The organism is Thalassospira sp. (genome assembly GCF_048059015.1).
Taxonomy (GTDB): domain Bacteria; phylum Pseudomonadota; class Alphaproteobacteria; order Rhodospirillales; family Thalassospiraceae; genus Thalassospira.
This window is the reverse complement of the sequence record NZ_JBLLNT010000004.1, coordinates 327,545-351,762: the sequence shown is the minus strand read 5'-3', so window position 1 is coordinate 351,762 and position 24,218 is coordinate 327,545. Positions and strand designations below refer to the sequence as shown.

21 protein-coding genes are annotated in these 24,218 nt (G+C 54.4%); 8 read left to right on the top strand and 13 right to left on the bottom strand.

The genetic code is table 11. From position 1 onward, the window contains the following. Both ACMZ66_RS08150 and ACMZ66_RS08145 read right to left on the bottom strand, forming a co-directional pair. A partial coding sequence (locus ACMZ66_RS08150; protein WP_416936204.1) for a CoA transferase occupies positions 1-1,981 on the bottom strand: 1,981 nt, incomplete at its 3' end. 64 nt (positions 1,982-2,045) lie between these two features. Next, on the bottom strand, positions 2,046-3,713 hold the full coding sequence (locus tag ACMZ66_RS08145) for a GMC family oxidoreductase (protein WP_416936202.1): 1,668 nt from the start codon (positions 3,711-3,713) through the stop codon (positions 2,046-2,048). Between the two features lie 172 nt (positions 3,714-3,885). Here ACMZ66_RS08145 and ACMZ66_RS08140 point away from each other — a divergent pair, with 172 nt between their 5' ends. After that, the gene (locus ACMZ66_RS08140) at positions 3,886-4,797 is read left to right on the top strand and encodes a LysR family transcriptional regulator (RefSeq protein WP_416936200.1); all 912 of its coding nucleotides are present in this window, start codon (positions 3,886-3,888) and stop codon (positions 4,795-4,797) included. Between the two features lie 44 nt (positions 4,798-4,841). On the opposite strand, the gene ACMZ66_RS08135 is transcribed toward ACMZ66_RS08140, so the two are convergent. Then, positions 4,842-5,402 carry a MarR family winged helix-turn-helix transcriptional regulator gene (locus ACMZ66_RS08135; protein WP_416936198.1) on the bottom strand — a complete coding sequence of 187 codons (561 nt, stop codon included), beginning with the start codon at positions 5,400-5,402 and terminating at the stop codon, positions 4,842-4,844. 94 nt (positions 5,403-5,496) lie between these two features. Here ACMZ66_RS08135 and ACMZ66_RS08130 point away from each other — a divergent pair, with 94 nt between their 5' ends. Next, complete coding sequence (locus ACMZ66_RS08130; protein ID WP_416936196.1) at positions 5,497-6,228, top strand: hypothetical protein; 732 nt, start codon at positions 5,497-5,499, stop codon at positions 6,226-6,228. Positions 6,229-6,297: 69 nt separating this feature from the next. Here the strand turns inward: ACMZ66_RS08130 and ACMZ66_RS08125 are convergent, their stop codons facing one another. Beyond that, entirely contained in the window at positions 6,298-6,945 is a 648-nt protein-coding gene (locus ACMZ66_RS08125) for a TetR/AcrR family transcriptional regulator (protein ID WP_416936194.1), read from the bottom strand. A gap of 96 nt (positions 6,946-7,041) precedes the next feature. On the opposite strand from ACMZ66_RS08125, the gene ACMZ66_RS08120 reads away from it, so the two are divergent. Together ACMZ66_RS08120 and ACMZ66_RS08115 are read left to right on the top strand one after the other, a co-directional pair. Continuing rightward, positions 7,042-8,145, top strand: coding sequence for an HlyD family secretion protein (locus tag ACMZ66_RS08120; RefSeq protein WP_416936192.1), 1,104 nt, complete (start codon positions 7,042-7,044; stop codon positions 8,143-8,145). Continuing rightward, positions 8,145-9,743, top strand: a complete 1,599-nt coding sequence (locus ACMZ66_RS08115; RefSeq protein ID WP_416936190.1) for a DHA2 family efflux MFS transporter permease subunit — start codon at positions 8,145-8,147, stop codon at positions 9,741-9,743. Before ACMZ66_RS08120 ends, ACMZ66_RS08115 begins: the two co-directional genes overlap by 1 nt. 295 nt (positions 9,744-10,038) lie before the next feature. On the opposite strand, the gene ACMZ66_RS08110 is transcribed toward ACMZ66_RS08115, so the two are convergent. The 7 genes from ACMZ66_RS08110 to ACMZ66_RS08080 form a co-directional block, all read right to left on the bottom strand. Beyond that, positions 10,039-11,025, bottom strand: a complete 987-nt coding sequence (locus tag ACMZ66_RS08110; RefSeq protein ID WP_416936188.1) for an EamA family transporter — start codon at positions 11,023-11,025, stop codon at positions 10,039-10,041. A 190-nt stretch (positions 11,026-11,215) separates the two neighbouring features. After that, positions 11,216-12,064 carry a carbohydrate ABC transporter permease gene (locus tag ACMZ66_RS08105; RefSeq protein ID WP_416936186.1) on the bottom strand — a complete coding sequence of 283 codons (849 nt, stop codon included), beginning with the start codon at positions 12,062-12,064 and terminating at the stop codon, positions 11,216-11,218. Continuing rightward, positions 12,061-12,945, bottom strand: a complete 885-nt coding sequence (locus tag ACMZ66_RS08100; protein ID WP_416936184.1) for a carbohydrate ABC transporter permease — start codon at positions 12,943-12,945, stop codon at positions 12,061-12,063. The genes ACMZ66_RS08105 and ACMZ66_RS08100 overlap by 4 nt, the downstream gene beginning before the upstream one ends. 125 nt (positions 12,946-13,070) lie before the next feature. After that, complete coding sequence (locus ACMZ66_RS08095) at positions 13,071-14,336, bottom strand: ABC transporter substrate-binding protein (protein ID WP_416936182.1); 1,266 nt, start codon at positions 14,334-14,336, stop codon at positions 13,071-13,073. 15 nt (positions 14,337-14,351) lie between these two features. Further along, a complete protein-coding gene (locus ACMZ66_RS08090; RefSeq protein WP_416936180.1) occupies positions 14,352-15,476 on the bottom strand; it encodes an ABC transporter ATP-binding protein in 1,125 nt (374 codons plus the stop codon). Beyond that, positions 15,473-16,258 carry a DeoR/GlpR family DNA-binding transcription regulator gene (locus tag ACMZ66_RS08085; protein ID WP_416936178.1) on the bottom strand — a complete coding sequence of 262 codons (786 nt, stop codon included), beginning with the start codon at positions 16,256-16,258 and terminating at the stop codon, positions 15,473-15,475. Before ACMZ66_RS08085 ends, ACMZ66_RS08090 begins: the two co-directional genes overlap by 4 nt. A 299-nt stretch (positions 16,259-16,557) precedes the next feature. Continuing rightward, positions 16,558-17,142, bottom strand: coding sequence for a TIGR00730 family Rossman fold protein (locus ACMZ66_RS08080; protein WP_416936176.1), 585 nt, complete (start codon positions 17,140-17,142; stop codon positions 16,558-16,560). Between the two features lie 349 nt (positions 17,143-17,491). Here ACMZ66_RS08080 and ACMZ66_RS08075 point away from each other — a divergent pair, with 349 nt between their 5' ends. From ACMZ66_RS08075 to pssA, 4 genes are all read left to right on the top strand, one after another. Next, the gene (locus ACMZ66_RS08075) at positions 17,492-18,469 is read left to right on the top strand and encodes a hypothetical protein (RefSeq protein WP_416936174.1); all 978 of its coding nucleotides are present in this window, start codon (positions 17,492-17,494) and stop codon (positions 18,467-18,469) included. A 259-nt stretch (positions 18,470-18,728) separates the two neighbouring features. Next, the gene (locus tag ACMZ66_RS08070) at positions 18,729-19,880 is read left to right on the top strand and encodes an Ig-like domain-containing protein (protein WP_416936172.1); all 1,152 of its coding nucleotides are present in this window, start codon (positions 18,729-18,731) and stop codon (positions 19,878-19,880) included. A gap of 374 nt (positions 19,881-20,254) precedes the next feature. Further along, a complete protein-coding gene (locus ACMZ66_RS08065) occupies positions 20,255-21,022 on the top strand; it encodes a phosphatidylserine decarboxylase (protein WP_416936170.1) in 768 nt (255 codons plus the stop codon). After that, positions 21,022-21,882 carry a CDP-diacylglycerol--serine O-phosphatidyltransferase gene (pssA, locus tag ACMZ66_RS08060; RefSeq protein WP_416936168.1) on the top strand — a complete coding sequence of 287 codons (861 nt, stop codon included), beginning with the start codon at positions 21,022-21,024 and terminating at the stop codon, positions 21,880-21,882. Before ACMZ66_RS08065 ends, pssA begins: the two co-directional genes overlap by 1 nt. 78 nt (positions 21,883-21,960) lie before the next feature. Here pssA and ACMZ66_RS08055 read toward each other — a convergent pair whose 3' ends face one another. Next, positions 21,961-22,989, bottom strand: coding sequence for a hypothetical protein (locus tag ACMZ66_RS08055; protein WP_416936166.1), 1,029 nt, complete (start codon positions 22,987-22,989; stop codon positions 21,961-21,963). A gap of 214 nt (positions 22,990-23,203) precedes the next feature. Then, positions 23,204-24,181, bottom strand: a complete 978-nt coding sequence (locus ACMZ66_RS08050) for a hypothetical protein (protein ID WP_416936164.1) — start codon at positions 24,179-24,181, stop codon at positions 23,204-23,206. Positions 24,182-24,218 lie beyond the last annotated feature (37 nt).

Below are 24,218 nucleotides of genomic sequence, written 5' to 3'. Positions count from 1 at the left end.
TGCCATTGACTTCCGGCCCGGATGGCTCATCAAATAATCCGCGTCCGCGATAATCATAGGCAAACGGAATTTGCAGAAGTCCGCTATTGGCCGTAAGTGACGTTCTGCCGCGTCCGATCCGCCCAAATCGATATTTCTGATACAGCGCCGATGCAACCGCAAGCGCCCCGCCAAACCCGCACATGACATCAATGGTTCCGACATGGGCATGCTCTTCGGGGCGATCCATTGCCCCGCCAAAACGCAACATGATGCCGGTTGCTGCCTGCACCAGATCGTCATAGCCAATGTAATCGGTGCGAACGCCGCGATGAACGCCGCTAAAACAATCAAGCTTGCAGAAAATGGCATTGGGGTTGAGCTTGCGCAGGTTTTCCGCATCAAGTCCCATGCGCCTGATTTGGTTGTCAGGCGCATTCCAGACAATCACATCAACCGATTTCACCAGATCCTCAAAAACCTTGCGCCCGTGTTCGGATTTGATGTCAGCCAGGATGGAGCGTTTGCCACGCATCTGCGACAGACCGTAAATCACCGTATTCCAGCTGTCATATAGCGGAACGGAAGGATCAAGCTTGATCACGTCTGCGCCAAAGCGGGCAAGATAACTTGCCGAATGCGGCCCGGCGATCACGTTACAAAGATCAAGGATCTTCACACCCGAAAGCCAGCCCTCATGATTTGCCGCATCTTCGGGATCGGGAAGTTCTGTACGATGCTTTTTAAGGATCTTGAGCGCCTCATCAAACTCGACCCAGCGGCGCGGTTCGGGTTTAAGCGCCTCCTCACCGCTTTCTTCCATCCAGACAACCGGGCCGGGCGTGGTCATTTCGCCATATTCCGGGTCCCAGGTATCAATCATCAGGCCGGAACCCTCGGCATATTCGTCATGGATCCATTCCTGAAGCCAGCGCTGCGGCGCGCCTGGAATGCCGCCACGCCCAAACATCTTTTTCCATTCGTGCGATGTCCGGGTCATGAAGACTTCCTTCATACGCGCGGCAATCTTGTCAGCCCATTCCTTGGGCATCGGATACACGCCAAGGGATGTGTCAGATTCCCATTCCGATTGCGGCTTGTAGGTGTCGTCTTCTGATGTCAGTCCTGCTTCGACGAGTTCGTCATAAATGCCAAGAACTTCAAGGCAACGTTTGGCGTGGAACTTGTGGCTTGGGCATACCACGTAGAACATCCGGCCATCCTTGCACATATAACTGCGGAAGAACGGATCGAGCAGTTCTTGCAAATCCTCGTAGCTGACATTCATCGGCAGGCCCTCGACACGTCGCCGCTCAATCTCCAGCTCACGCTGGGTGAGATAGCGTTTGGGCATGTCGGAAACCTTGATCGAGTTATAGCAAAGCCCTTCCATGACAGCAGCAGCAAGGGGGACTTCAATCTGATCGCCAAGACCGGTGAGTTGGCGCGATTGCAACGCCAGAACCGTTGCAGACGCAGCTATTTGTGACGCATACGCCGATGACAAGGGCAGGGGCGAGAAGGATGGGTTTAACCCCATCAAGACGCGGTTCAACCCCATATCGGTAAAGACGCCCGAGCTTGCCGCGACGATGCTTTCAAATGCGCGCAGTTCCCGGCGGCCTTCATCGTTTGATGCAAATCCCGGCACGGACAATGTGATCAGTTCCGGGCGTTGTTTGCGCATTTCGGCAAAATCAAATCCAAGCTTGGCAAATTTCCCCGGCCGGAAATTCTCGATGATGATGTCGGCTTCGGCGCATAACGCATGGGCCTTTTTTCGACCGTCATCGGATTTCAAATCAAGATTAAGGATCACCTTGTTGCGATTAAGCGTCGCATTCGCCGGGCTATCCCACATCGGGCCTTCGGGTGGATCGATGTGGACAACGGTAGCGCCGAGATCACCAAGCAACATCGCCACAGCAGGGCCTGCGATATATTGACCAAAATCGACGACCTTGACCCCTGTCAGAGGGAGTTGGGAAAACTGGGTATACATCGTTTCCTCCGAATTTTATGTGCTTCTGGCTCAGGGGTACTGTGCGGGGCGTGGCTTCTATTGGTTATTGACCAGCCAATATCCATCCAGCCGCTTTTTCCGCGATCATCAATGTTGGTGAATTGGTGTTGCCACTGGTGATTTCAGGCATGACCGATGCATCGACAACGCGCAATCCACCAACCCCTTTCAGACGAAGATGCGGGTCAAGCGTTGCGGACTGGTCATCCTTGTGGCCCATTTTCACCGTGCCAACCGGGTGGAAGATGGTGGTCGCAATATCACCGGCAAGCTTGGCAAGTTCTTCATCACTTTGATATTGCACGCCGGGTTTGAATTCATCAGGCTGATACTTTGCCATGGCCGGTTGCGACATGATGGCGCGAACCTGACGCAGGCTGTCGGCCGCAACTTTGCGGTCTTCATCGGTATCAAGGTAGTTGGGTGCGATTTTTGGTGCCGCGCGGAAATCGCCGGACTGGATTTCAATCGTGCCTCGGCTGGTGGGGTTGAGGTTGCAGACCGAAACCGTGATTGCCGGAAATTCATGAAGGTTCCCGCCAAATGCCTCAAGGCTCAGCGGTTGAACGTGATATTCAAGATTTGAATATTGCCGATCCGGATCGGATTTGGTGAAGGCACCCAACTGGCTGGGGGCCATGCTCATCGGGCCGGAACGGTTCAGAAGATATTCCAGGCCGATCTTCGCCTTGCCGACAAGGCTGTTGGCCAGCGTATTAAGCGTTTTGGCGTTTTTGACCTTATAAACAGCGCGGATTTGCAAATGATCTTGGAGATTGCGACCAACACCCGGTGCGTCCGCAACAACATCAATGCCGTGCTGTTTCAAAAGATCAGCCGGGCCGATCCCGGAAACCTGCAAAATCTGTGGTGAGTTGACCGCACCGGCACACAGAATTGTTTCCTTGCGCGCGCTAACCGATTGCGAAATGCCGGCGCGGTTGACGATCGCACCGTTACAGGTTTTCTGGCCGTTGGCATCGGTGCCAAATGTCAGCTTTTCGACCTGTGCTTCGGTCCAGACCGTCAGGTTGCTGCGCGATTTGACCGGGCGAATGAATGCCTTGGATGTGTTCCAGCGCCATCCGGACCGTTGATTGACCTCGAAATAGCCGATGCCGGAATTATCGCCATCATTGAAATCATCGGTTGGCTCAATGCCGTTCTCGCCAGCTGCCGTAATGAAGCTATCGAGAACTTCCCAACGCAGGCGTTGCTTTTCAACGCGCCATTCACCGCCATTGCCATGAAGATCGGCAAACCGCTTGCCGCTTTGCGTTGATGGCGTCGCCCCATTATCGAGTTTGTAGTGATTTTCGTGGCGCTTGAAATCGATCAGCGAGTTTTGCCAATTCCAGGCATCCTCGCCGGTAAGCTTGGCCCAGTTATCATAATCGCGTGCCTGACCGCGCATATAGATCATGCCATTGATCGATGAACATCCGCCCAATGCCTTGCCGCGCGGATAACGCAAGACACGCCCATTCAAACCCTTGTCGGGTTGGGTCTCATACATCCAGTCGGTGCGCGGATTGCCGATGCAATAGAGATACCCTACCGGAATATGGATCCACGGATAGGTGTCGGCTTTGCCGGCTTCAAGCAGGAGCACGTTGTTATCGGGATCGGCACTTAGTCGGTTGGCAAGCAGGCTGCCCGCGGTACCGGCCCCGATAACAACATAGTCAAAGCTTGTATTCTCTGCGGTCATTGCGATGTCCTCCCCGTGTTCGCTTTTTATTGGTCGGGCAGTTTTCGTGGTCGCCTGACCTGTTTGCTATCCAACGGGTTCCGGTCATGCCAGATCCCGAAGGTAGATTAAGACGCGAAGTGATGCACAAATCTAATGACAAAACGCGAAGAGCAATATTACTGTTTTTTATATGACCCGTTTTTCAAACATGAACATGTTGCTGGCTTTTGTCACCGTCGCCCGCGAAGGCAGCGTTTCGCGCGCGGCATCGGTACTTAATCTGACGCAACCCGCCATCAGTCACCAGATCAAACGTCTGAGCGAGGAAACCGGCATTGCGCTTTTCAAGCGGACGTCAGCAGGTCTTCAGATCACTGCCGATGGTCAGGCCATGCTGAAAAAGGCCGAACATGTCATTGATGCCATGGATGAGTTCCGCCGTAGTGCGCGTCAGCGTGCGGGCCGTGTCAGTGGGAAACTTCGCATCGGGACGATTGTTGACCCGGAATTTATCCGTCTGGGACGCCTGTTAAGTCAGTTGCGCACGGATTTCCCCGATATCGAAACCGAACTGACCCATGGGGTCAGTGGCGATATGTTGGCAGGTATTCGGCGCAATCAGATTGATGCCGGATTTTATCTAAGCGGCCCGGATGTTGCTGCTGACATTGTGGTCGAAGGTGGCGAGGCTGTGCATGCCATCAAGCTTGCCGAGTTCAACTATCGCGTGATTGCCCCGGCTGGATGGGAAAGCCGTGTCGAAAATGCAGACTGGGCCAGCTTATCGAAACTGCCATGGATCGGTACAACGCCGGCATCGGTCCATTCCAGACTTTTGAAGCGTTTCTTTGACGAGGTCGGCCACACGCCAAGCCCGGTCGCACTGGTCGATCAGGAAGCATCTATGCTTGAAATGGTCAGATCAGGCGTCGGGCTAAGCCTGTCGCGCGATTCAATTGCCCTGCATGAAAAGCAGACCTACGGCCTTGCGGTCTGCAAAACCGTTTCAATCCCCGCCGCCCTTAGCCTGATCACGATGGACCGACGCAAAGACACGCCGACCATTGCTGCGTTGTTTGAGGTCTTGGAAGCCGTTTGGTAGGGACGCTCGGGCATTTGCGGGTGCTTAAAGTCGATTGGCCAAGATTACTTTTCGTGCTCGACGCATATTTTCTCGGCGTCCTTGTCAGACAGCGGCACATTTAAAAGCCCGCAACGGTGTGACACATCAGACTTCTCTGGCTTGTCGGTCCGCAGGAAAAACCGGCAGCTTGCACAAATGCCAAAGCTTTTCGCGTTGTTGCGAAGGATTGCCTCATTGAGGACCTGCGAAAGCGCGTCTTCTAGGGACACACCTTGTCCGGTCGCCTCAATACAGGACGCAAGTTTTTGGCGCGGATCATTTGCCAATTGCTGTTCACCCTGCGGTGTCACGGCAATTTCCACCGAACGTTTATCACGTTCGCTGGGCGTACGTTTGATGCAGCCCTTTTTCTCCAGTGCAATCACGGTCTGGGATACCGTCCCGCGCGTTGAGCCGAGATATTCAGCAAGCGCTGCTGGTGTTCTTGAGAAGCGGTTTGCTTTGGCAAAATAGCGCAATGCTTCCCATTGGGCCGGGTTTAGCGGGCCCTTTTGTTCTTCGGCCTGCATCAGACGGGCGATCCGTTCGATCAGATCTGCTGCTTTATGTGCGTCGGTATTCATTATAGTATCGACTCGATATTAAATTATTGACGTCTTTCGTGGTCCGCGAGTATTAATGATATCGACTCGATACTATTAATGCAAGGAACACAAAATGAATGTACTTACTCACTACCTGGCTGGATGTGCCGTCCTGATTGCTGGGGCTGCCATGAGCTCAGCAAATGCACATCAGATCGAAGCTCCCCTGGCTGCTGATAAACCTGCTTTTGACTTTCATCATGCCGATATCATTCGCAAAGATACAGTCCTTGAATTCAGCATGTATTTTGAAGGGCAACCGGGAACCCAAACACCAGACGCACACGGGCAATTGGCAGGGGCCCAAGTGTGGTCATATGTATGGCCAACTTCAATTGACAGCTCTGTCATCGGTTTTGACAAAGATTCAGGTATTCTATCCTTCGCCGTAACGTCCCATCCCGATTTTGATGACACGCCGCTTTTTGATGAAGACGGCGATGGTGATCCAGAGAATGACGGCCGTCGCTGGCATTCGCATTGGGTGGTTCTTGTTCCCGCTGATACCTGCGGGCCGAACGGATTGAAGGTTCAAGATATCCCCGAAGGCGCAACACCCAACCTTCCAAAGACCTGGCCGGGTCTGCCTATTTTGATCGATAGTCCCGGCTGGCACCCGCGCTTTACCGAAAGCAGTTTGGTTGTGACGGTGCCATTTGATGCGCAAACTGATCTGAAAGGGGCCAATTTTGATGCGGTAACAGCTGCTTTGCAGGTGAATGCCAGCGTTCACGATCCACTTTTATGCGTGACCGCGGTGTTTGAAGCAGCCGGTGGTTTGAAAATGCCGGGCGTCATCGAATAGGGCGCGCTACAAAGCAGAAAGGCCGGGCACGTTTGGAAGCCTTGCTTACCCAATTCCGGATTTGATTGATTAACCCTCTGCGTGGCTATTGCCGGGATCGATGCCATAGCCACGCAGGAACATATCGACTGCGGCAATCACATGACTGTGCAAGTCTTTTGCCTGCGGTTCCCACCCCATATAGGTCATTTGCCTGAAATCGTAGTCGGCCTTCACAAGGCTTGTGAAAAACACGGCAGCCTGTTTCGGATCACCTTTGGGGAAATTACCGTCCGCCATCTGGCGTTCGAAATAGGATGTGATGATGCGACGACCGGTCATCAACCCGCTTTCATAAAAGACCTGCCCCAGTTTTGGGAACCGGGGCACTTCGGCCAGAAACAGACGCATATAGCGGATCGTATCGGGTGACGTCAGAAGCGTCATCAGCGTTTCTGCAAACTCGATCAAGGCGGCGCGCAGCGGCAATTGCGACAATTCCAGATCGGCCATCACCGATGTGACTCGGCCCGTGCAATCGCGAATGACCGCTTCAAACACACCATCCTTGTTGCCAAACAGCTCGTAGATCGTTCGGCGGGATCCACCGGCCTCGGCCGTGATCATTTCCAGTGTCGTGCCCGCAAGTCCATGTTCGCAAAACAATTCTCGCGCTGCTTCAATCATCGCATCGCGGCGTTTTAGCGTTCTGGGATCAATCTTTTTGGACTCAGACAATGGAAGTTTTCCAATTCAGTTCTTGACGTTTGGTACTGATCGGTACCATAAAGGCACAAATGGTACTGATCAATACCAAAAGGATTTAGCAAGACCATGAGTGTGAAGAAAATCATTCTGCCCCTCATCGCAGCAGCGATCATTGGAGGCGGTGGCTATTACGGGTTCTATTGGGTGACCGAGGGTCAGTATTTCGAAAATACTGACAATGCCTATTTGCAGGCAGACGAAGTCGCCATTTCCCCCAAAGTATCTGGCTATGTCGGCGATCTGGCGGTGAAGGAAAACCAGTCGGTCCGCAAGGGCGAGCTGTTGTTGTCCATCAAGGACGAAGATTTCCGTCTGGAAGTCGCACAAGCTACCGCAACGCTTGAAGCGCGTCGTTCTGCGGTTACCACGATGGACGAACAGATCACGCTTCAGGAAGCTGCCATCGCGCAGGCCGATGCCAATTTGCGCATCGCCAAGGTGGAACTTGATCGCACGTCCGAAGATTTCGCGCGCTATGAAGACCTTGTGAAAAAGGGTGCAGCCAGCCGCCAGAAGTTCGACTACGCCAAAGCCGATCGTCAAAAGGCACAGGCGCAGGTGGCTGCGGCCAACGCGACTTTGGCCGTTGAAAAAGGCCGTCTTGGTGTATTGCGTGCACAAAAGATCGAAGCAGAACGTGCCGTGTCACAGGCGGAAGCCGCCCGTGATCTGGCGCAACAGGCGCTCGATGACACCAAGATATACGCACCCTTTGATGGCGTGATCGGCAACCGTTCGGTTCAGACCGGCGCATTGGTTCAGCCGGGCGAGCAGCTTTTGGTTCTGGTGCCGCTTCCGGGTGTTTATGTCGTAGCGAATTTCAAGGAAACCCAGATCGAACATATGGCCCACGGCCAGAAAGTCCGGGTTGAGATTGATGCCTTCCCTGATGCGGGTCTGACCGGCCGGGTTGAAAGCTTTGCCCCGGCGACCGGCGCGCAGTTCAGCCTGCTTCCGCCGGAAAACGCGACGGGTAACTTCACCAAAATCACCCAGCGTGTGCCAATCCGTATTTCGATTGATGATAGCAAATGGGCAGCGGCCCTTCGTCCGGGCCTGTCGGTTGTTGTTGATGTCGATACCCGTGACGCCGATGGTACCCAGCATGTGGCGGGTTCGGGACTTGCGCAAAGCGTGCTTCCGACCACGGAAGTTTCGGAGCTTAACTGATGAGCAATTCCGCAACCAACGCCCCGGCAATGGCAGCCCCCGCACAGGGCGGGCAGGTTGATCGCGCCCAGTTCATTGGCTGGGTGGCGATGGTTGTCGGCATGTTCATGGCGATCCTTGATATTCAGATCGTTGCGAGCTCGCTTGAAAATATTCAGGCCGGTCTGTCGGCAAGTCCAGATGAGATCGGTTGGGTTCAGACCAGCTATCTGATTGCCGAAGTCGTGATGATCCCGCTTTCGGGCTTTCTGTCGCGCCTGATGTCGACGCGCTGGCTGTTTGTGATTTCGGCCATCGGTTTTACCGTGATGTCGATTGCATCGGCCTTTGCCTGGTCCATCGAAAGCATGATCTGGTTCCGTGCCGCCCAAGGGTTCCTTGGCGGGGCAATGATCCCGACCGTGTTTGCCACCACCTTCATCATTTTCCCGCCGGAAAAGCGCAATACCGCGTCGGTCATGATTGGCCTGATCGCGACCATGGCGCCAACCATTGGTCCGACGCTGGGCGGGTTCCTGACCCAATCGCTGTCGTGGCATTGGCTGTTTCTGATCAATGTCGTGCCGGGTCTTTTGATCGCCCTTGTGGTGGGTATGACCGTTAATATCGACAAGGGGGATAAATCCCTGCTGAAGGGATTTGATCTTAAGGGCCTGCTTGCGATGGCGGTGTTTCTGGGCAGTCTGGAATATGTGCTGGATGAAGGTCCGAAAGACGATTGGTTTGATGAAACCGCGATTGTCTATGGCACGATCACCTGTGTGATTGCCGGGATCTATTTTTTCTGGCGGATGTTTCGCTATGACAAGCCGATTGTCGATCTAAGGTCATTTGCCGATCGCAACTTTGCCATGGGCTGTATCTTTAGCTTCACGCTGGGCATTGGCCTATATGGTAGCGTTTATATCATGCCATTGATGCTCAGCCGTGTGCGCGGGTATGACAGTCTTGAGATCGGCATGATCATGGCCGTTACGGGCATTGCCCAATTCATGTCCGCCCCGATTGCCGGCAAACTGACGGCGAAATATCCGCCGCGTGTGGTGTTGGGGCTTGGATTGGTGCTGTTTGCCACTGGCCTTGCCATGCATGGCTTTAACACCAGCGAAGTTTCATTTGATGAACTGATCCTGCCGCAGATCGTGCGTGGGGCAGCCTTGATGTTCTGCATGCTGCCGATCACCAATTTGGCACTCGGAACGCTGCCGCCGGAAAAGATCAAGAATGCCAGCGGTCTTTATAACCTGATGCGAAATCTGGGCGGGGCGATTGGCATGGCGGCAATTAATACGTTGCTTGATAAGCGCATTGATTATCACTTCTCGCTGCTGTCCGAGCATATCAACCCGGCCAGCAGCGCCTTCAAGGAATATCTTGCCACCATCATGGCGCGTTATTCGGAAATGGGCATTGCTGATCCGCATGCGGCCGCAATGAAATTCATCGTCAATCTGGTCAACCGCGAAGCATCGATGATTTCGTTTAACGACATCTATCTGGCGATGGCCGTGACCTTCTTTGTTGCCTTTTTGCTTCTGCCCTTGGCCAAGCCGCCGCGCGCGAATGCCGGAGGTGGCGGTGGCGGTGGCGGGCACTAAGCGAGATTACGGCAGCTCACCGAACGAAACAGGCCGCACACGTATCCCCCGACCCCGCGAGCTTTTCCCGCTCGAGTGCGGCTTGGCCGACCTCCTTCCCCGGAGGTCGGCTTTTCTTTTGGGCCTTGAAACGGGAAACGCCCGGGTGGGGAGACCCGGGCGTTTTTGCCTTTCGGGGAGACTCCGAAAGACGCAAGATGCTGGGGGTACATAGCGACCGGGGGAAGGTCACATGTTCTCTTCGGTGAAGCGAAGAGAGGCATCCTGCAGGGAAATCGTTGTGCCGATATCTTGGTCAGGTCGCGTTTTGGGTCTTTGTATTGACTGCGTTCGCCGCATTCGCTGCAAGCAGCTTGGTCTTGGCCGCGTGGCGATGCTTTGAGACTGTTATCTGGATAATCCCGATCATCACCAGAAGGGAAGAGATCCAGAACACACTGTCATGTGACGGTGGCGGGGTGAGGTCGAACTTTGCTGCCAGCATCTCGATCGCCAGAAGGATGAAGGGCAGGATGCTGGTCGAAAGAATATATTTCTCAATCCCTGCAGTTTTAATCGATCTGAGCGACAGCACCATCGCTGGTCCACGAAATAGAACGCCGATCAATAGTCCGGCCAAAAGTGTTTCGGTACCAAACAAACCATCGATTGAAATGAACGGGATCGGAACCGGGCTTATGAAGTCGATCACCGGGGCCGCGATCAGGAAGATCGATGCGGTGATCAATAACAACACACCCGTGAAACGCAAATGCGCCCAGGCATCCTTGATCTGGTTATCAGGATGAAGTTCGGCCAAAACCGACGAGGCAATGGCGGTGAATTCTGATGCCAACATCAAAAGAACCGCTGGGTTGGTAAAGCCACCGGGCAGATGCATGGCAACCCAGCCCGCACCTGCCAACAAGGCCGCATGACCCAGCCATTCCGAACGACCCGGTGTGCGCCCCAGAATGAAAGTCGCGGCAAGGGCGGCCAATGGCATGCCGGTTTGCGACAGAATGCCGCTTTCAGGGGTGCTGATATATAAAAGCGACGATGTCCAGGTCACCCCGGTCAAGACGCGCAAGAACCCATAAGCCCAATTGATCGGAAGCGTGAATTGCCGCCACGGAATGCGCCGCCCCGGCGCAATCAAAACAAGTGCTATCCCGCCAAACACCAACTGCCAACAAGTCATGGCATAGGCATCAATGTCAAAGCTGGTCAAAGCAATGCGATTGCAGACCAGCATCAATGACCACATCAGGGTGGTGACAAAAAGCAGGATCAGAACATTCATATGAAGAATTTCTAAAAGTTATGATTTGTAATCATGTTGCACCAAATACGGGCAAAGGGCGACAGGTATTTTAAGCTAAATAACTGAAATTAATTCATGAAAACAAAAGCCCGCCGCAAGGTGATGTCGCGGCGGGATCATATGGCAAATTGAAGTGACGCCAGATTTTGTTCTGATGCGGCCCGGCGTGCTAACGAATGCCTGCACGCAAGAAGGCCTGAATGAATTGGCGCTGGAAAATCAGGAATGCCACCAGAAGCGGGGCGATGGTCATGATGGTGGCTGCACTGATGACCGAAATATCCACCCCGGTTTCGGGTGCGCCAAACAGGGATAGTCCCACTGTCAGTGGTCGGGTTTCCGGTGAATTGGTGACAATCAACGGCCACAGGAAGTTGTTCCAGTGCGTGGCGATCGAGACCAGCGCATAGGCAAGATAGACCGGCTTGGCAGCAGGCACATAGACCTTCCACAAAACCCCCATCCAGCCACATCCCTCAATCCGGGCGGCTTCTTCAAGCTCAATCGGTACAGACTTGAACGCCTGACGCAGCAGGAAAATGCCAAAGGCACTGGCCATATAGGGCAGGCCAATGCCAAGTGCCGTGTCAAACAAGCCAAGCTTGGAAACGATGGCGTAGTTTTCGACAATCAGGACTTCGGGCAAAATAAAAAGCTGCAATAGGACCAGGATAAAGACAGTATCGCGACCCTTGAATTCAAACCGGGCAAAGGCAAATCCGGCCAAGGTACACAGGATCAATTGGCCTGCCAGAATAAGCGTCACAAGCACCACGGTATTGGCAAAATACCCACCCCACGGCACCGCGCCCCAGACATAGGTGAAGTTTTCAAACGTCAGCGGGTTTGAGAAATTAAGTCCAAGGGCCGTACCCGATGGCTGCAATGCGGCCCAGGCGGCAAACAAAAGCGGCGATATCCAGACAATCGCAAGCACCCATGCACCGATGGTATCAAGCACCGCTCCCAAATCCGGAAGCGTGCGTTTGGTTGAAAGGGCGGGGGTGATCGTATTCATCGGTAATGGGTCCGTTTTTCAACCAGTCGGAACTGAAGCACAGCAACAAGGCCAAGGGTCAGCAGGATAAGGATCGTCATGGCCGCTGCATGCGGGCTGTCGAAATAGGCAAAGGCCATCTCCCAGATCCAATAGAGGATCAGTTTGGAGGCATTGTTTGGTCCGCCCTTGGTCAGGATGAACAAATGATCGATCAATTTGACCGAATTGATCATGGCATTAACGAAGACAAAGATCGTGGTCGGCATCAAAAGCGGCAGCAACACACGGCGCGTATAAGTCCAGCGTCCCGCACCCTCAATCCGGGCGGCTTCGCGCAGGTCCGGCGGGATGGTCTGAAGGGCGGCGAGATAAAAGATCATGAAAAACCCGGCTTCTTTCCAAATCGTCACGATGATGACGGATGCCAGCGCGGTTTGCGGCTGTCCCAGCCAATTCGTCGGGGACGCACCAAAGAACCCGGTGATCTGATCAATCACGCCCAGATCAGGCGTATAGAAAAACAGCCAAAGGTTCGCAGCAGCAATCATTGGCAAGATGGTCGGCGTGAAATAGGCACTGCGCACAAATGATCTGGCCGGGATTTTGGCATTGGCCCAAAGCGCCATGGCCAGGGCAAAGATGATCGAAACCGGGATGGTGATACCGGCATAAATCAGATTGTTTGTGGCAACCGTCCAAAACGTCGGATCGGCAAACAGATCGCCATAGTTTTCCAACCCGGCAAAAACCGACGGGCGGCGTGTGGTGCCACGGGTAAACAGGCTGTGCCACAGGGTTGCAATGGCCGGGTAAAAGGCAAACAGGCTCATCAACGCCAATGCCGGTGCGCAAAGCATCCAGCCATAAAGCGCAAGCCGTTTTTTTTGAAGTTGGGCCATTTCATTCATGGTCGGCACGTCCGTCACAGCAGATGAATTAAAAAAGTCAGAAACAAATCAGATCGGAAAAAAAGGGATGTCGAAGCGGGCATTGGGGCCCGCTTCGACGTGCAGATCGGCATTCCTTAGTGGAATGCACGCAGAAGACGGTTGGCTTCGGCCTGCGCATCTTCAAGCGCCTGTTTCGGTGACTTCTCACCGGTCAGGGCCGCCTGGATGGCATTGTTCAGGCCTTCGCGAACGCGCGCGGTGTCATAGGTGGAAAATTCGGCAACCGAAACTTCAAGCTGATCACGGGCTACAAGTGCCGGCGGGAAAACAGCCGCGTAGGATTTAAGCGCATCGGTTTCATAGGCATCCGGTGTGACGCCAACATAACCGGTTGCGATTGACCATTCCGCGGCGCGTTCCGGTGCGGTCATGTATTTGATAAGTGCTAGCGATGCTTCTTTCTGATCATCGGTTGAATCCTTGAACAGATAGAAGTTGCCACCACCCGTGGGAGAACCCGGCTTTTTGTGTTTCGGCAGCATCGCAACGCCAAAGTCAAACTGAGCTTCGCGCTTGACTGCGGAAAGGTTGCCGGTCGAATGCCACATCATGGCTGTCTGACCCTGAACAAAGGCCTGACGCAGGGTTCCCCATTCAATCGTGCCTTCCGGCATGATCTTCTCTTTGGCGGCAAGGTTGCGCCAGAATTCAAGTGCCTCGACAACCGCCGGATCATCGAAATAGGTCTGGGTGCCATCGCCGCTCATCAGTTCCTTGCCGTTCTGGATGGCAAAGCACTGGAACATCCAGTACGGATAACCGGTCGAGGGAACCATCAGGCCCCATTTGCCGTCTTTGGAAAGCGCCTTGCCGGTGGAAGCCAGTTCTTCCCAGGTTTTCGGCGGCATTTCCGGATCAAGGCCAGCGGCGCGGAACATGTCCTTGTTGTAGTACATGACAATGGTGGAACGCTGGAACGGGATGCCCCAGGTTTTGCCATCCACATCGCCATTGGCCATCAGCGCCGGGTAGAAGGACTTCAGCCATTCTTTGTCTTCGGCGGTTTTGACAACATCATCAAACGGAACAATCAGGTCCTGTTCGATCAGGTCATAGACGTCGATTGAAAACATCACCGAAAGCTGTGCCGGATCGCCGCTTTTGATCGCCGATACAGCGCGAAGACGGGTGTCGTCATAGTTGCCAGCATAGATGGCGTTGACTTTGACATCCGGGTTTTCGAACTCAAACCCTTCGATCATGCCATCAATAACTTCGGTCAGCGGGCCGCCAACGGCGACAGGATAATACATAGTCAGTTCGGTCGCAGCAAAGGCAGGGGTGGCTGCCGTTGCCATCAGTCCGGCTGCAAATGCAGCACTGGTTACGATGTTCCGCATGATTTGTTTTCCCTGTTACAAACTCGGAATTGCAGTGTCGGTTACGATGGTGGCGTGTGGTTCTTGCGCTGGATGTGCAGCCGTCGTCGGTGCAAGACGATGACCGTCTTCGCCATCAAACCAGTGGGCCGCAGCGCCAGCCCAACTCAGCGAGACTTCCGTCCCCGGCGAAATGTGAACGCGACCGGGCAGACGGGCGGTTGCGCCCTCTGTGCCCGGGATCGCGACAAAGACAAATGTTTCAGCACCCAGAAACTCGCTGCCCGTGACTTTGGCCGGGATGCCCCATGCTTCGGTTTTGGGGCTGGTCGACAAAATCAGGTCTTCCGGGCGGATGCCAAAGGTCAGCGTGGCCGGATCAACGCCAGCTGGAATGACGCTTTTGGGCAGGGCGCTTGCAGGCAGAAGCGCCATGGGCGGGCTTCCGACAAAGCTTGCGGCAAAGGATGTGGCCGGGGTCAGATAAAGGTCCGCCGGATTGCCAAACTGTTCGATCCGGCCATCCTTCATCAGGATGACGATATCGGCCATGCTCATGGCTTCGGTCTGATCATGGGTGACATAGACCACCGTAATGCCAAGACGCTGCTGCAGATCGCGGATATCCTTGCGGACCGAATGGCGCAATTTGGCATCAAGGTTTGATAACGGCTCGTCCATCAGACAGAGCGGATGACCAGCCACAATCGCGCGCGCAAGTGCGACACGCTGGCGCTGCCCACCCGATAGCTCGGCCGGTTTGCGATCTTCATATCCTTCAAGGCCGGTGACGCTTAATGCCTCGGTCAGCCGCGATGCGATTTCGGCCTTTTGGGTTTTGCGAACCTTCAAGCCAAAGATGATGTTTTCCGCAATGCTCAGATGGGGGAACAAGGCATAGGATTGAAACACCATCGAAAGGCCGCGCTTGGAGGGCGGGGTATTGGTGACATCCTTGCCATCAATTGCAATTGATCCCTGATCAGCGGTTTCAAGACCGGCAATCAGGCGCAGCGTCGTTGATTTGCCGCAGCCCGACGGGCCCAGCAAAACGACAAAACTGCCGCGCGGGATATCAATCGAAAGATCACGAACTCCGTTACCGCCATTAAAAACGCGCGACACGGATTTGATCTGGATGAAGGGTGTCTGGGCAGTCATTTAAAGATTTCGCTTTTTGCAATTTGAAGGCGCGCGCGGACGTCCTGACGGTCAAACAGGCTGTTGAACGGCCCATTGGGGATCGCATCGACCACGACAAGGTCGGGATCGGTGATATGTCCGCCCTTGGCCGGGGCCGGGCGTCCGAACTTTGATTGATCGGCCAGAAGGATCGAGTTGCGGCAATTCTTGGCAATCGCCTGACGCAGGGACACTTCGCGATGATCGAAATCGGTCAGCGTGCCATCGGGCTCAATCCCGCCAACACCAAACAGGCCGTAATCGACCTTGTAATTGTTAAACATCGCCTCGGCTTCGGGGCTGATGACGTCGCGATCTGGCAGGCGCAAGGTGCCACCGGGAATGACGATCCGGTTGCCCGGATTATTGCCCAGTGCCATGGCCGCGTTCATGTTGTTGGTAATCACCGTCAGATGGCGATGCTCAACCAGATTAAGGGCGACCAGTTCCAAGGTGCTGCCGATCCCGATCAGGACCGATGCCCCGTCGGGGATCAAATTGGCGACATGAATGGAAATCGCGTGCTTGGCGGCGATATTGGTGACCTGCCGACTGTCATATGACAGGTTCATGCCCGGTTCACCGGCATATTCAACACCACCATGGCGACGGCGCACCAGATTGGCGTCGCTCAGCATATTGACGTCACGGCGAACGGTTTGTGGGGTAACATCAAAATGCTCGGCCAGCTTCTCGATCGAGACAAAGCTGTCGCGGCGCAGGATGTCGATGATGTCGCGTTGTCGTGTTGAAATATTCATTTGATCGTTCAATTTGTTGCTTTGAACATAAAACGATCATACGCACCTTCGTTGTCACTAAGATTTCAGAAGCATGACATTCATATGAATATTCAAACGGTTAGCAAAAGGCGCAGAAATCCTTGGCCTTGGGGCAGGTGATCATGTGAAAACGCGTTCGAACATGATCTGAACAGGTGTGCTTTGTAACAAAAACGCCGCCCGACTGTGATCGGACGGCGTTTGCATAAAGCCCCTGCCAAGCAGGGATGAATTTGATGTTTATCGAGACAAATCAGATATTTGTCTGTGACGCGGGCTTAAAGAAGTTTCTCACGCGGGTCGAATTTCGGGGCCGGTTCGGCGGCCAGTTGTTCGAACACTTCTTCAAGCGTATCAGCAACGGTGAACAGGTCCTTGTGGCTTTCGCGGGCAAACCCATCGGCGATGATCCCGTCGATCATGGCAAGGCACTTGTCCCAGTATCCCAGCGCATTGAGGAACACCATCGGCTTGTCATGAATGCCAAGCTGGCGGAGCGTCATGGCTTCGAACGCCTCATCAAGGCTGCCAAGACCACCGGCAAGGGTGACAAACGCGTCAGAACGTTTGAACATCTCTACTTTGCGTTCATGCATGGATTTGCACACGATCAGTTCGGAAAGGCCGGTATGGCCGACTTCGATATCATCAAGATGGGCCGGAATGATGCCAACAACAGTTCCGCCATTTTGCATGACGCCATCGGCGACCGCGCCCATAAGGCCAATGCGGCCTCCGCCATAAACCAGCGTGATGTCGCGTTCGGCCATCATTTTGCCAAACGCAATGGCGTTTTCCATGTGACGGGGATCTTTGCCGTCAGACGCACCGCAGAAGACACAGATTGATTTTACTTTTGTCATGGCGACCTGCCTTTTCGTTCTTGTTTCGCAGGTAGCGGGGCGTGAATTTGGCACACACGCGCCCGTACTGTTCAGACCATAGCCGATCAAACCCTTCTTGGGGCAGCATTTTCCGCATGGCAGCATCTTAAATTTTAATAATATCGGCCTGCCGCATTTTCGTTGCTTTTCCCTGCAAAAAGGCCAATGCAGTCATCCCGCATCAAAATAGTCCGATGACCCGTGGCGAAAAGCTGTGCCAATCGCCGGAGGGTTAACAAGTTATGAACCTGATTGTGGGAAGGGTAGTTCAGCAGGTGTGCCCATCTGCACCCTTTAATGAAACAAAAAGAAGGCAGGATCGCCCAACGTGTTTGTCGACAGTCCCCTCGTTCTCGCCCTTTTGGTATCGGGTATTATTGCTGCCGTCTTGATGCTGGCTCTTTGGCTGGGGCTTGATCGTGCGGTTGCACGTCGCCTTGTTCTGGGGGCGATCATCCCGGCTGTGGCGGTGGCTGTTCCGGCGGCAATCGGTCTGCCCGAAACCGCACGCGGTGGCGTTGGGGCGGCATTGCTGATGCTGGTTCTGGGCGGGATTTGTGGTGCGATCATGGATTTCGCCAAACTGTCTGAACGCATCACATTGGCGGTCGCGGCTGTTTTGCTATTGCTCGGCGCATGGCTTGTGCTGGCAGCACCCGTAAGCGGGCTTTCTTATCATCCAGGCGCGATCAAGGCTTTGTCCTGGTTAGCGTTCCTGATGATTGGCGGGGCGTTCCTGTGGGTGACGCGCCCCGATTTTTCCGAAGATGACGATGCCAACGACAAACCAGCCAAAGGCAAAAAGACCAAGGCAGCGAAAGCCAAGTCGGCCAAGGCCGCATCTGATGCCGCGATCACGTCGGAAGATTTGGCAAAGCCCGGTCCGGTCGCGGTTCTGATGACGCTGGCACTGGGGCAGGGGATCATTGCCCATCAGTTTAACCTGACCGATCACGTCGTGTTTCAGGCAGCTCTTTGGATTGCATTGATCGTTGCCGTTGTCTCGGAAAAGGCAGCACCGCAATATCGTGCGGCGGTGTGGCTGGGCGTGGTCAGTGCGTTGATGGCCAGTGCGGCCAGTGCGATGATTGTGATCCCGGCATCTTGTGTGGCGTTTGCGGTTTTGTTGCTGGTGGTATCGGCAAGCCGGGCGGCCGGTTCAATCGCAGGTCATCTGCCCGATGCCAATCCGGCACAGGCTGCCGTGCTTGCCATGGTGATCCGGGCTGGTGTGCTGGCCCTGCCGCTTGTCATGGCGGCTTTGGTTGCCTATGTGGCAGCACAGGCAGCAAGCGGACTGTCTTAAACGAACAGAAACGCGGTTTCGGCGTGGCGCGATGGATCGCGCCGGGCTGGTATTTCGGCAAACAGACTGATTCTATTCATCTTTACCTAACGGTTGCGCGATATCGTTTGTTCGTTACGTTATGGAAACTGTAAGCTGAAAGTAGTACAAGTTTCTAATTAACGCGTTCAAACGCGGTGTTTGAGGGGAAAATAGCAAGCATTCCCAAGGCTTTGATCGCGACGGTAAAAAACATAAACCTGGTTCAAGGATATTTCCGGTGAAGCGACCCTATATCCTCGTCATTGTCGGCGTTGTACTGATCATTGCGGCAATCGCGCTTAACTACATGCTGACCAAGAGTGCGGATGAAGAAACCGCGCCGGCAGCAACACAGGCGCCTGCGGTTACCACGCAAACGGCCCCGGTTGAAAGCACACCGGAACCGGAAACTGCTGCACCGGAAATCACCAATCCAAGCTTTGATGTCGTGCGCATCGGCCCGGACGGCAATGCAGTCATCGCCGGTCGTGCCGAACCCAACAGCAAGGTCCGCATTCGCGAAGGCGAAGAGGTCATTGGCGAAGCCACTGCTGACGAGCGCGGCGAATGGGTTGTCCTGCCAACCAAACCGCTGGCAAGTGGTGATCGTGAATTGTCGCTTGAGGCCGAAGACGCCGAAGGCACCGTCAGCAAAGCCGATGACAAGGTCGTGGTTCTGATCCCGGAAGAAAAACCGGCAGAAGTCGCGACACCCAAAGCAACCCCGGCACCGGCTGAGGGCGCATCTGATGCACCGGTTGTTGCAGACGTCGCACCGGCCGAAGAACCCAAAGAAGAAAAACAGCCTATCATTGCCCTTAAGGTCCCGGCCGAAGGCGACGGTGCTGCTGTTGTGATGCAGGGTCCGGCACCGGAAGTTGCTGAAACGGCTGAGGCAACCGCATCTGAAACCGGCAAGCTGGTTCCGCCGATGCCGCGTCTGTCGATTGATATTGTCGATTATGACGAACAGGGCCGCGTTGCCATGTCGGGCAAAGCCGATATGGAACATACTGTTCGCATCTATCTTGATAACAAGCCGGTTGGCTCCGCCCCGGCGGATGAAAACGGTAATTGGGCGCTGACCATTGGCGAGCCGATTGAACCGGGCAATTACACCATGCGTGCCGATCAGCTGAATGACGCTGGCAAGGTCACCGCGCGTGTTGAAATTCCGTTCGAACGTGCTCGGCCTGAAGAAATTCTTGAGCCGGGTTCGCGTTATGTGGTTCAGCCGGGCAACAGCCTGTGGCGGATTGCGCGCCGGACCTACGGCGATGGCCTGAAATACTGGGTGATTTACAACCGTAACCAGGGCCAGATCCGCGATCCTGACCTGATTTATCCGGGCCAGATCTTTGCCCTGCCGGGTGAAGAAAAAGCTCAGTAAGCACCGCTTTTCTTTGCGAGGGGCAAAACACATGGTAATTGTGTTTTGCCCCTTTTAGGGTCAGGACCTACTAATTTGATTTGAATGGCAGAGTTTAGATTTGTGAAATCCTAGGAAAATGCCGCAGAGCGGGGTTTTATCCCGCGCAAGGTATTTGACGCAGGAGGTTGCAAATATAAACTCTGTCGTTCGGATCGACCAGATTTGCACGGTCTACTTTGTCGCGAAACCTTGAAAGATATATTTCTTCCTGCGGCTTCGCTTCGCGTATCCGCACAAATCTGATCGACCATTCAAACCAAATTAGTAGGACCTGACCCTAATTTGGGGCGAAACAGTTTTGTACGGGTTGCGTTGCCCTATGCCATCACTAGATGCTAAGAACGCGCCCGCAGGGTACCAATCGTACCAATTTGATATGCCCAATCCATGGCAACCAGGGAATAAAGACTTTGAAATCCGTTCTTGTGCCGATCAATCCTGAAGGCTGGAAATTCGTTGCGATCTTCGCTGCGATCACTGTGGGCTTGTTCCTGATTGCGGAACCGCTGGGCTGGATCGGTGTGATCCTGACACTTTGGTGCGCGTATTTCTTCCGCGACCCGGATCGTATTACGCCGACTGATGAAAATCTGGTGATTTCGCCGGCAGATGGCCGCGTATGCATGATTTCGCAGGCGCCGCTGCCCAAGGAACTGGAACTTGACGACAAGACCCCGCGCACCCGCGTTTCGATCTTCATGAACGTTTTCAACGTCCATGTGAACCGTTGCCCGGTCAATGGCGAGATCGTTGGCGAAGCCTATGTTCCGGGCAAGTTCGTCAATGCCGAGCTCGATAAGGCATCGGAAAACAACGAACGTCAGATCCTTCTTGTCCGCGACAAGGAAGGCCGGGAATTTGGTGTTGTCCAGATCGCAGGTCTGGTTGCACGTCGTATTCTGTGTGATGTCGGTACCGGTTCCCAGCTTAAAGCTGGCGAGCGTTTCGGCCTGATCCGCTTTGGTTCGCGCGTTGATGTGTATCTGCCAGAAGGCGTATCGCCGAACGTTATTGTCGGTCAGACCACGATTGCCGGTGAAACTGTTCTTGCCGATGTGTCGGTCAAGGGCAAGGAAGCCGCCGTCGGGGAGATCCGATAATGAGTGGCGGCATCGATCCCATTCGTCGTCCGCGTCGCTTCAAGGCGATGTCGCTCACGCGGCTGGTGCCTAATGTCGCAACGATAATGGGCATGTGTGCCGGTCTGACCTCGATCCGCTTTGCAATGCAGGATCGCTGGGAAGCCGCCGTTGCCGCCATTCTGATTGCCGGGATCATTGACGGTCTTGATGGCCGTCTGGCCCGTATGCTGAACGCATCCAGCCGCTTTGGCGGCGAACTTGACAGTCTGTCGGACTTCGTTTGCTTTGGCGTTGCACCGGCGATGATGCTGTATTTCTGGTCGCTCCATGAATTTGGTGGCATTGGCTGGGCCTTGTCGCTGCTGTTTGCGGTTTGCATGATGCTGCGTCTGGCACGCTTTAACACCCAGATGCTGGGTGAACCGGAACTGCCGACTTGGGCTTATCGCTTCTTTACCGGGGTTCCGGCACCGGCCGCCGCAGCCCTTGCGATGTGGCCGATTGTTCTGACCTTCCAGTTTGGCGAAGGCATCTTTGACAGCCCCTATATCGTCGCCCCCTATGGCGTGATTATTGCCGGTCTGATGGTTTCGCGCCTGCCGACCTATAGCTTCAAGAAGGTCAAGGTCCCGCGTGCGTGGGTCCTGCCGCTGATGCTGGCATTCGGGGCGTCGGTGGCGTTTCTGGTGTCCTCGCCGTGGCTGACGCTCTCGGCAATCGCTGCGATCTATTTCATCACCTTCCCGCTGTCTTATCGTTCTTATCGTCGCATGGGCATCGAGAACCAGCAGGAAGAAGACAAGGCTGACGAAGAAGACGATGACGGCGAACCCGATGATGACCCCGAAGAGGGCCTGAACCGCGTTCACCAGAATTGATCTGATCGGACGAAATCATAGAAAAAGCCGGCAGAGATGCCGGCTTTTTCTTTTGGCGTTGGAACGTGGCCTTTGGGGTCAACGTTGTCGCTGATTATGTGTCAGCTGGTGATAGCGTGCCTTGTCTTCGGCTGAAAGAAGATGCACATATCCCGCGGCCCAGGGCATATCAGGATAGATCATCATCAGGTTATCGACATGGTTGATGATGTGTCGACCAAGGCGCGTCGCGCTACATGCCAGTTTGACATCAAGCATGTGCTCTGCCCCTGCGATTGGAAAGGACGCGATCTGAAGTGCCGGAGCCGTCGTCATGCGATGAAACTCGGCCTCGATCGGGTAGGCCAGAAACCAGTCGAGACGCTGCAGTTCGAGCATCTTGATCATGTTTACCGAAAGCCTTGTTTGCTGAAGCTTATCTTCGGCTTTCGGATCACTCAGAACCGCATCGACCCGTGGGCCATATGACCGGTCACTTTCCAGAAGCGAAAAGAGCCCGGCATGGGCGATCAGTGCCTTAAGGTCGACCGCGCCGTCATCATTTAGAAACGGTGCAAAATCGGCCTTGCGATCAGCGCGGGTGATGATCGATATCGGAAACTGCGAAATGACCGTCTTGCTAAAGAAGAACGACTTTGCCCGGTCCGGTGTTTTCAAAGTGCCAGCAATACAGACTGTACGTCCGGTGGAGAAGTTTGTTGCCCGCATTTCTTCAAATGCGCGACCGCGCGGCAGGGCGACGATATTGACCTTGTGATGGGCGATCCGTCTGATGAACCAGTCAATGGCCGCTGCGCCATAACCGGCAATCTCGCCATCCTTCATATAGAAGGCCGGGGCAATCAGATCGATGATCCAGGTGACGGCTTCTTTGCCTTCTGATGTTGGTTCGTAAGGCTGAAATTTAAGATGGGCTTTGGCATCCGTAACGGGGGCTACAGCGCCAAAAAGAAGGATCGCGGCAAGGACGGCAATGCGCTTCAGGCCAAGGGTGGGGGACCATTGTTTGAACGCGCAAAAGCGGGGGGAACGCGGGGCGTCATGCGGGGGTGATTGGATAGTCTCAGCGCTAAAAGGACCGGTGGCGGTTCTTTGTAAGCTTGGCATAAACTTTATCCGTTGTCGTGTGTGGGAAAGCTACGACTAAAGTCTAAGTGAATGTCACGTAAGGGTAGATTTGATCAATTGGTATTAACGCGTACGGCATCAAAGCACAGATGCACATACGGGCATCTGATCAGATCAAAGCCATTGATCGATATGTCTTAATCGCAAAACGTCTGCCCCGCCGGGCCGGGGCAAAAAAATCAGCCAATCGCGATTATTGTGAACGCAGCCGGTGATCAATCAGCGCACGGTAGCGCGCGGCATCAGCATCCGAGAGCAAATCGACATAGCTTTGCGTCCAGGGCATGTCTGGATGCTGGGCGACGATGGCGTTGGTGTGCTCAATCACATGCTGTCCGGTTTCGGTCTTGCTGCACGCGACCTTGGCTTCAAGCATATCGGGCATCCCGGCGATCGGCAGGGATTTGATTTCGGTCTTGAGCTTGGCAACATTGCGTTCATGCTCTGCCTCAATCGGATAGGCAAGGAACCAGTCGATCCGACCTAATTCCAGCATGCCGGTAAATTCGCCCATCTGACGGGTGCGTTGGATGTGGCTGCCAAAGCCGTGTTCGCGCAGGATGTCATCAACCATCGGGCCATAAGACCGGCCGGTTTCAATTGCTGCGTAGTACCGGTTGTCGGGCAACAGGCGGGGTAGATCCACTTCGCCGTTTTTGGTCATGAACGGGGCAAAATCATCGGCCTGATCTGCTCTGACGATCAGGGAAATGGGCAGTTGCGGGAATACCGGGTTGCTCATGATGAAGTCGCGTGCGCGTTGCGGAGTTTCAAGCGCGCCGGGAATGCAAACCGTGTGATCGTTGGCCACATTGGCGTGATGCATAACCTCATAAGCCCGGCCGCGCGGCAATGTCAGGACCTTGATCGAATGATGGGAAATCCGTTCGATCAGCCAGTCAACGGCATCCGCGCCAAAGCCAACCAGCTTGTCGTCTTGCATGTAAAAGGCCGGTGCCAGAACATCGATCGCCCAAACGATGTTGTCATCAATCAATGGCAGATGATTGCCTTCTAACGGTGCATGATCATGTGCCTGCGTGACCGTGTTGGCCATTGCAGATGCCTGCACGACGCCAAGGGCAATGATCGCATACACCAACGGCGTGGTCAGACGACGCATGCAGATGTGCGGCAGGGTGATGATGTCGGTTAGTCCGGGCAGTTTCATGATGTCTTTCGCGTTCTACAACTTGGCGGAACCAAAC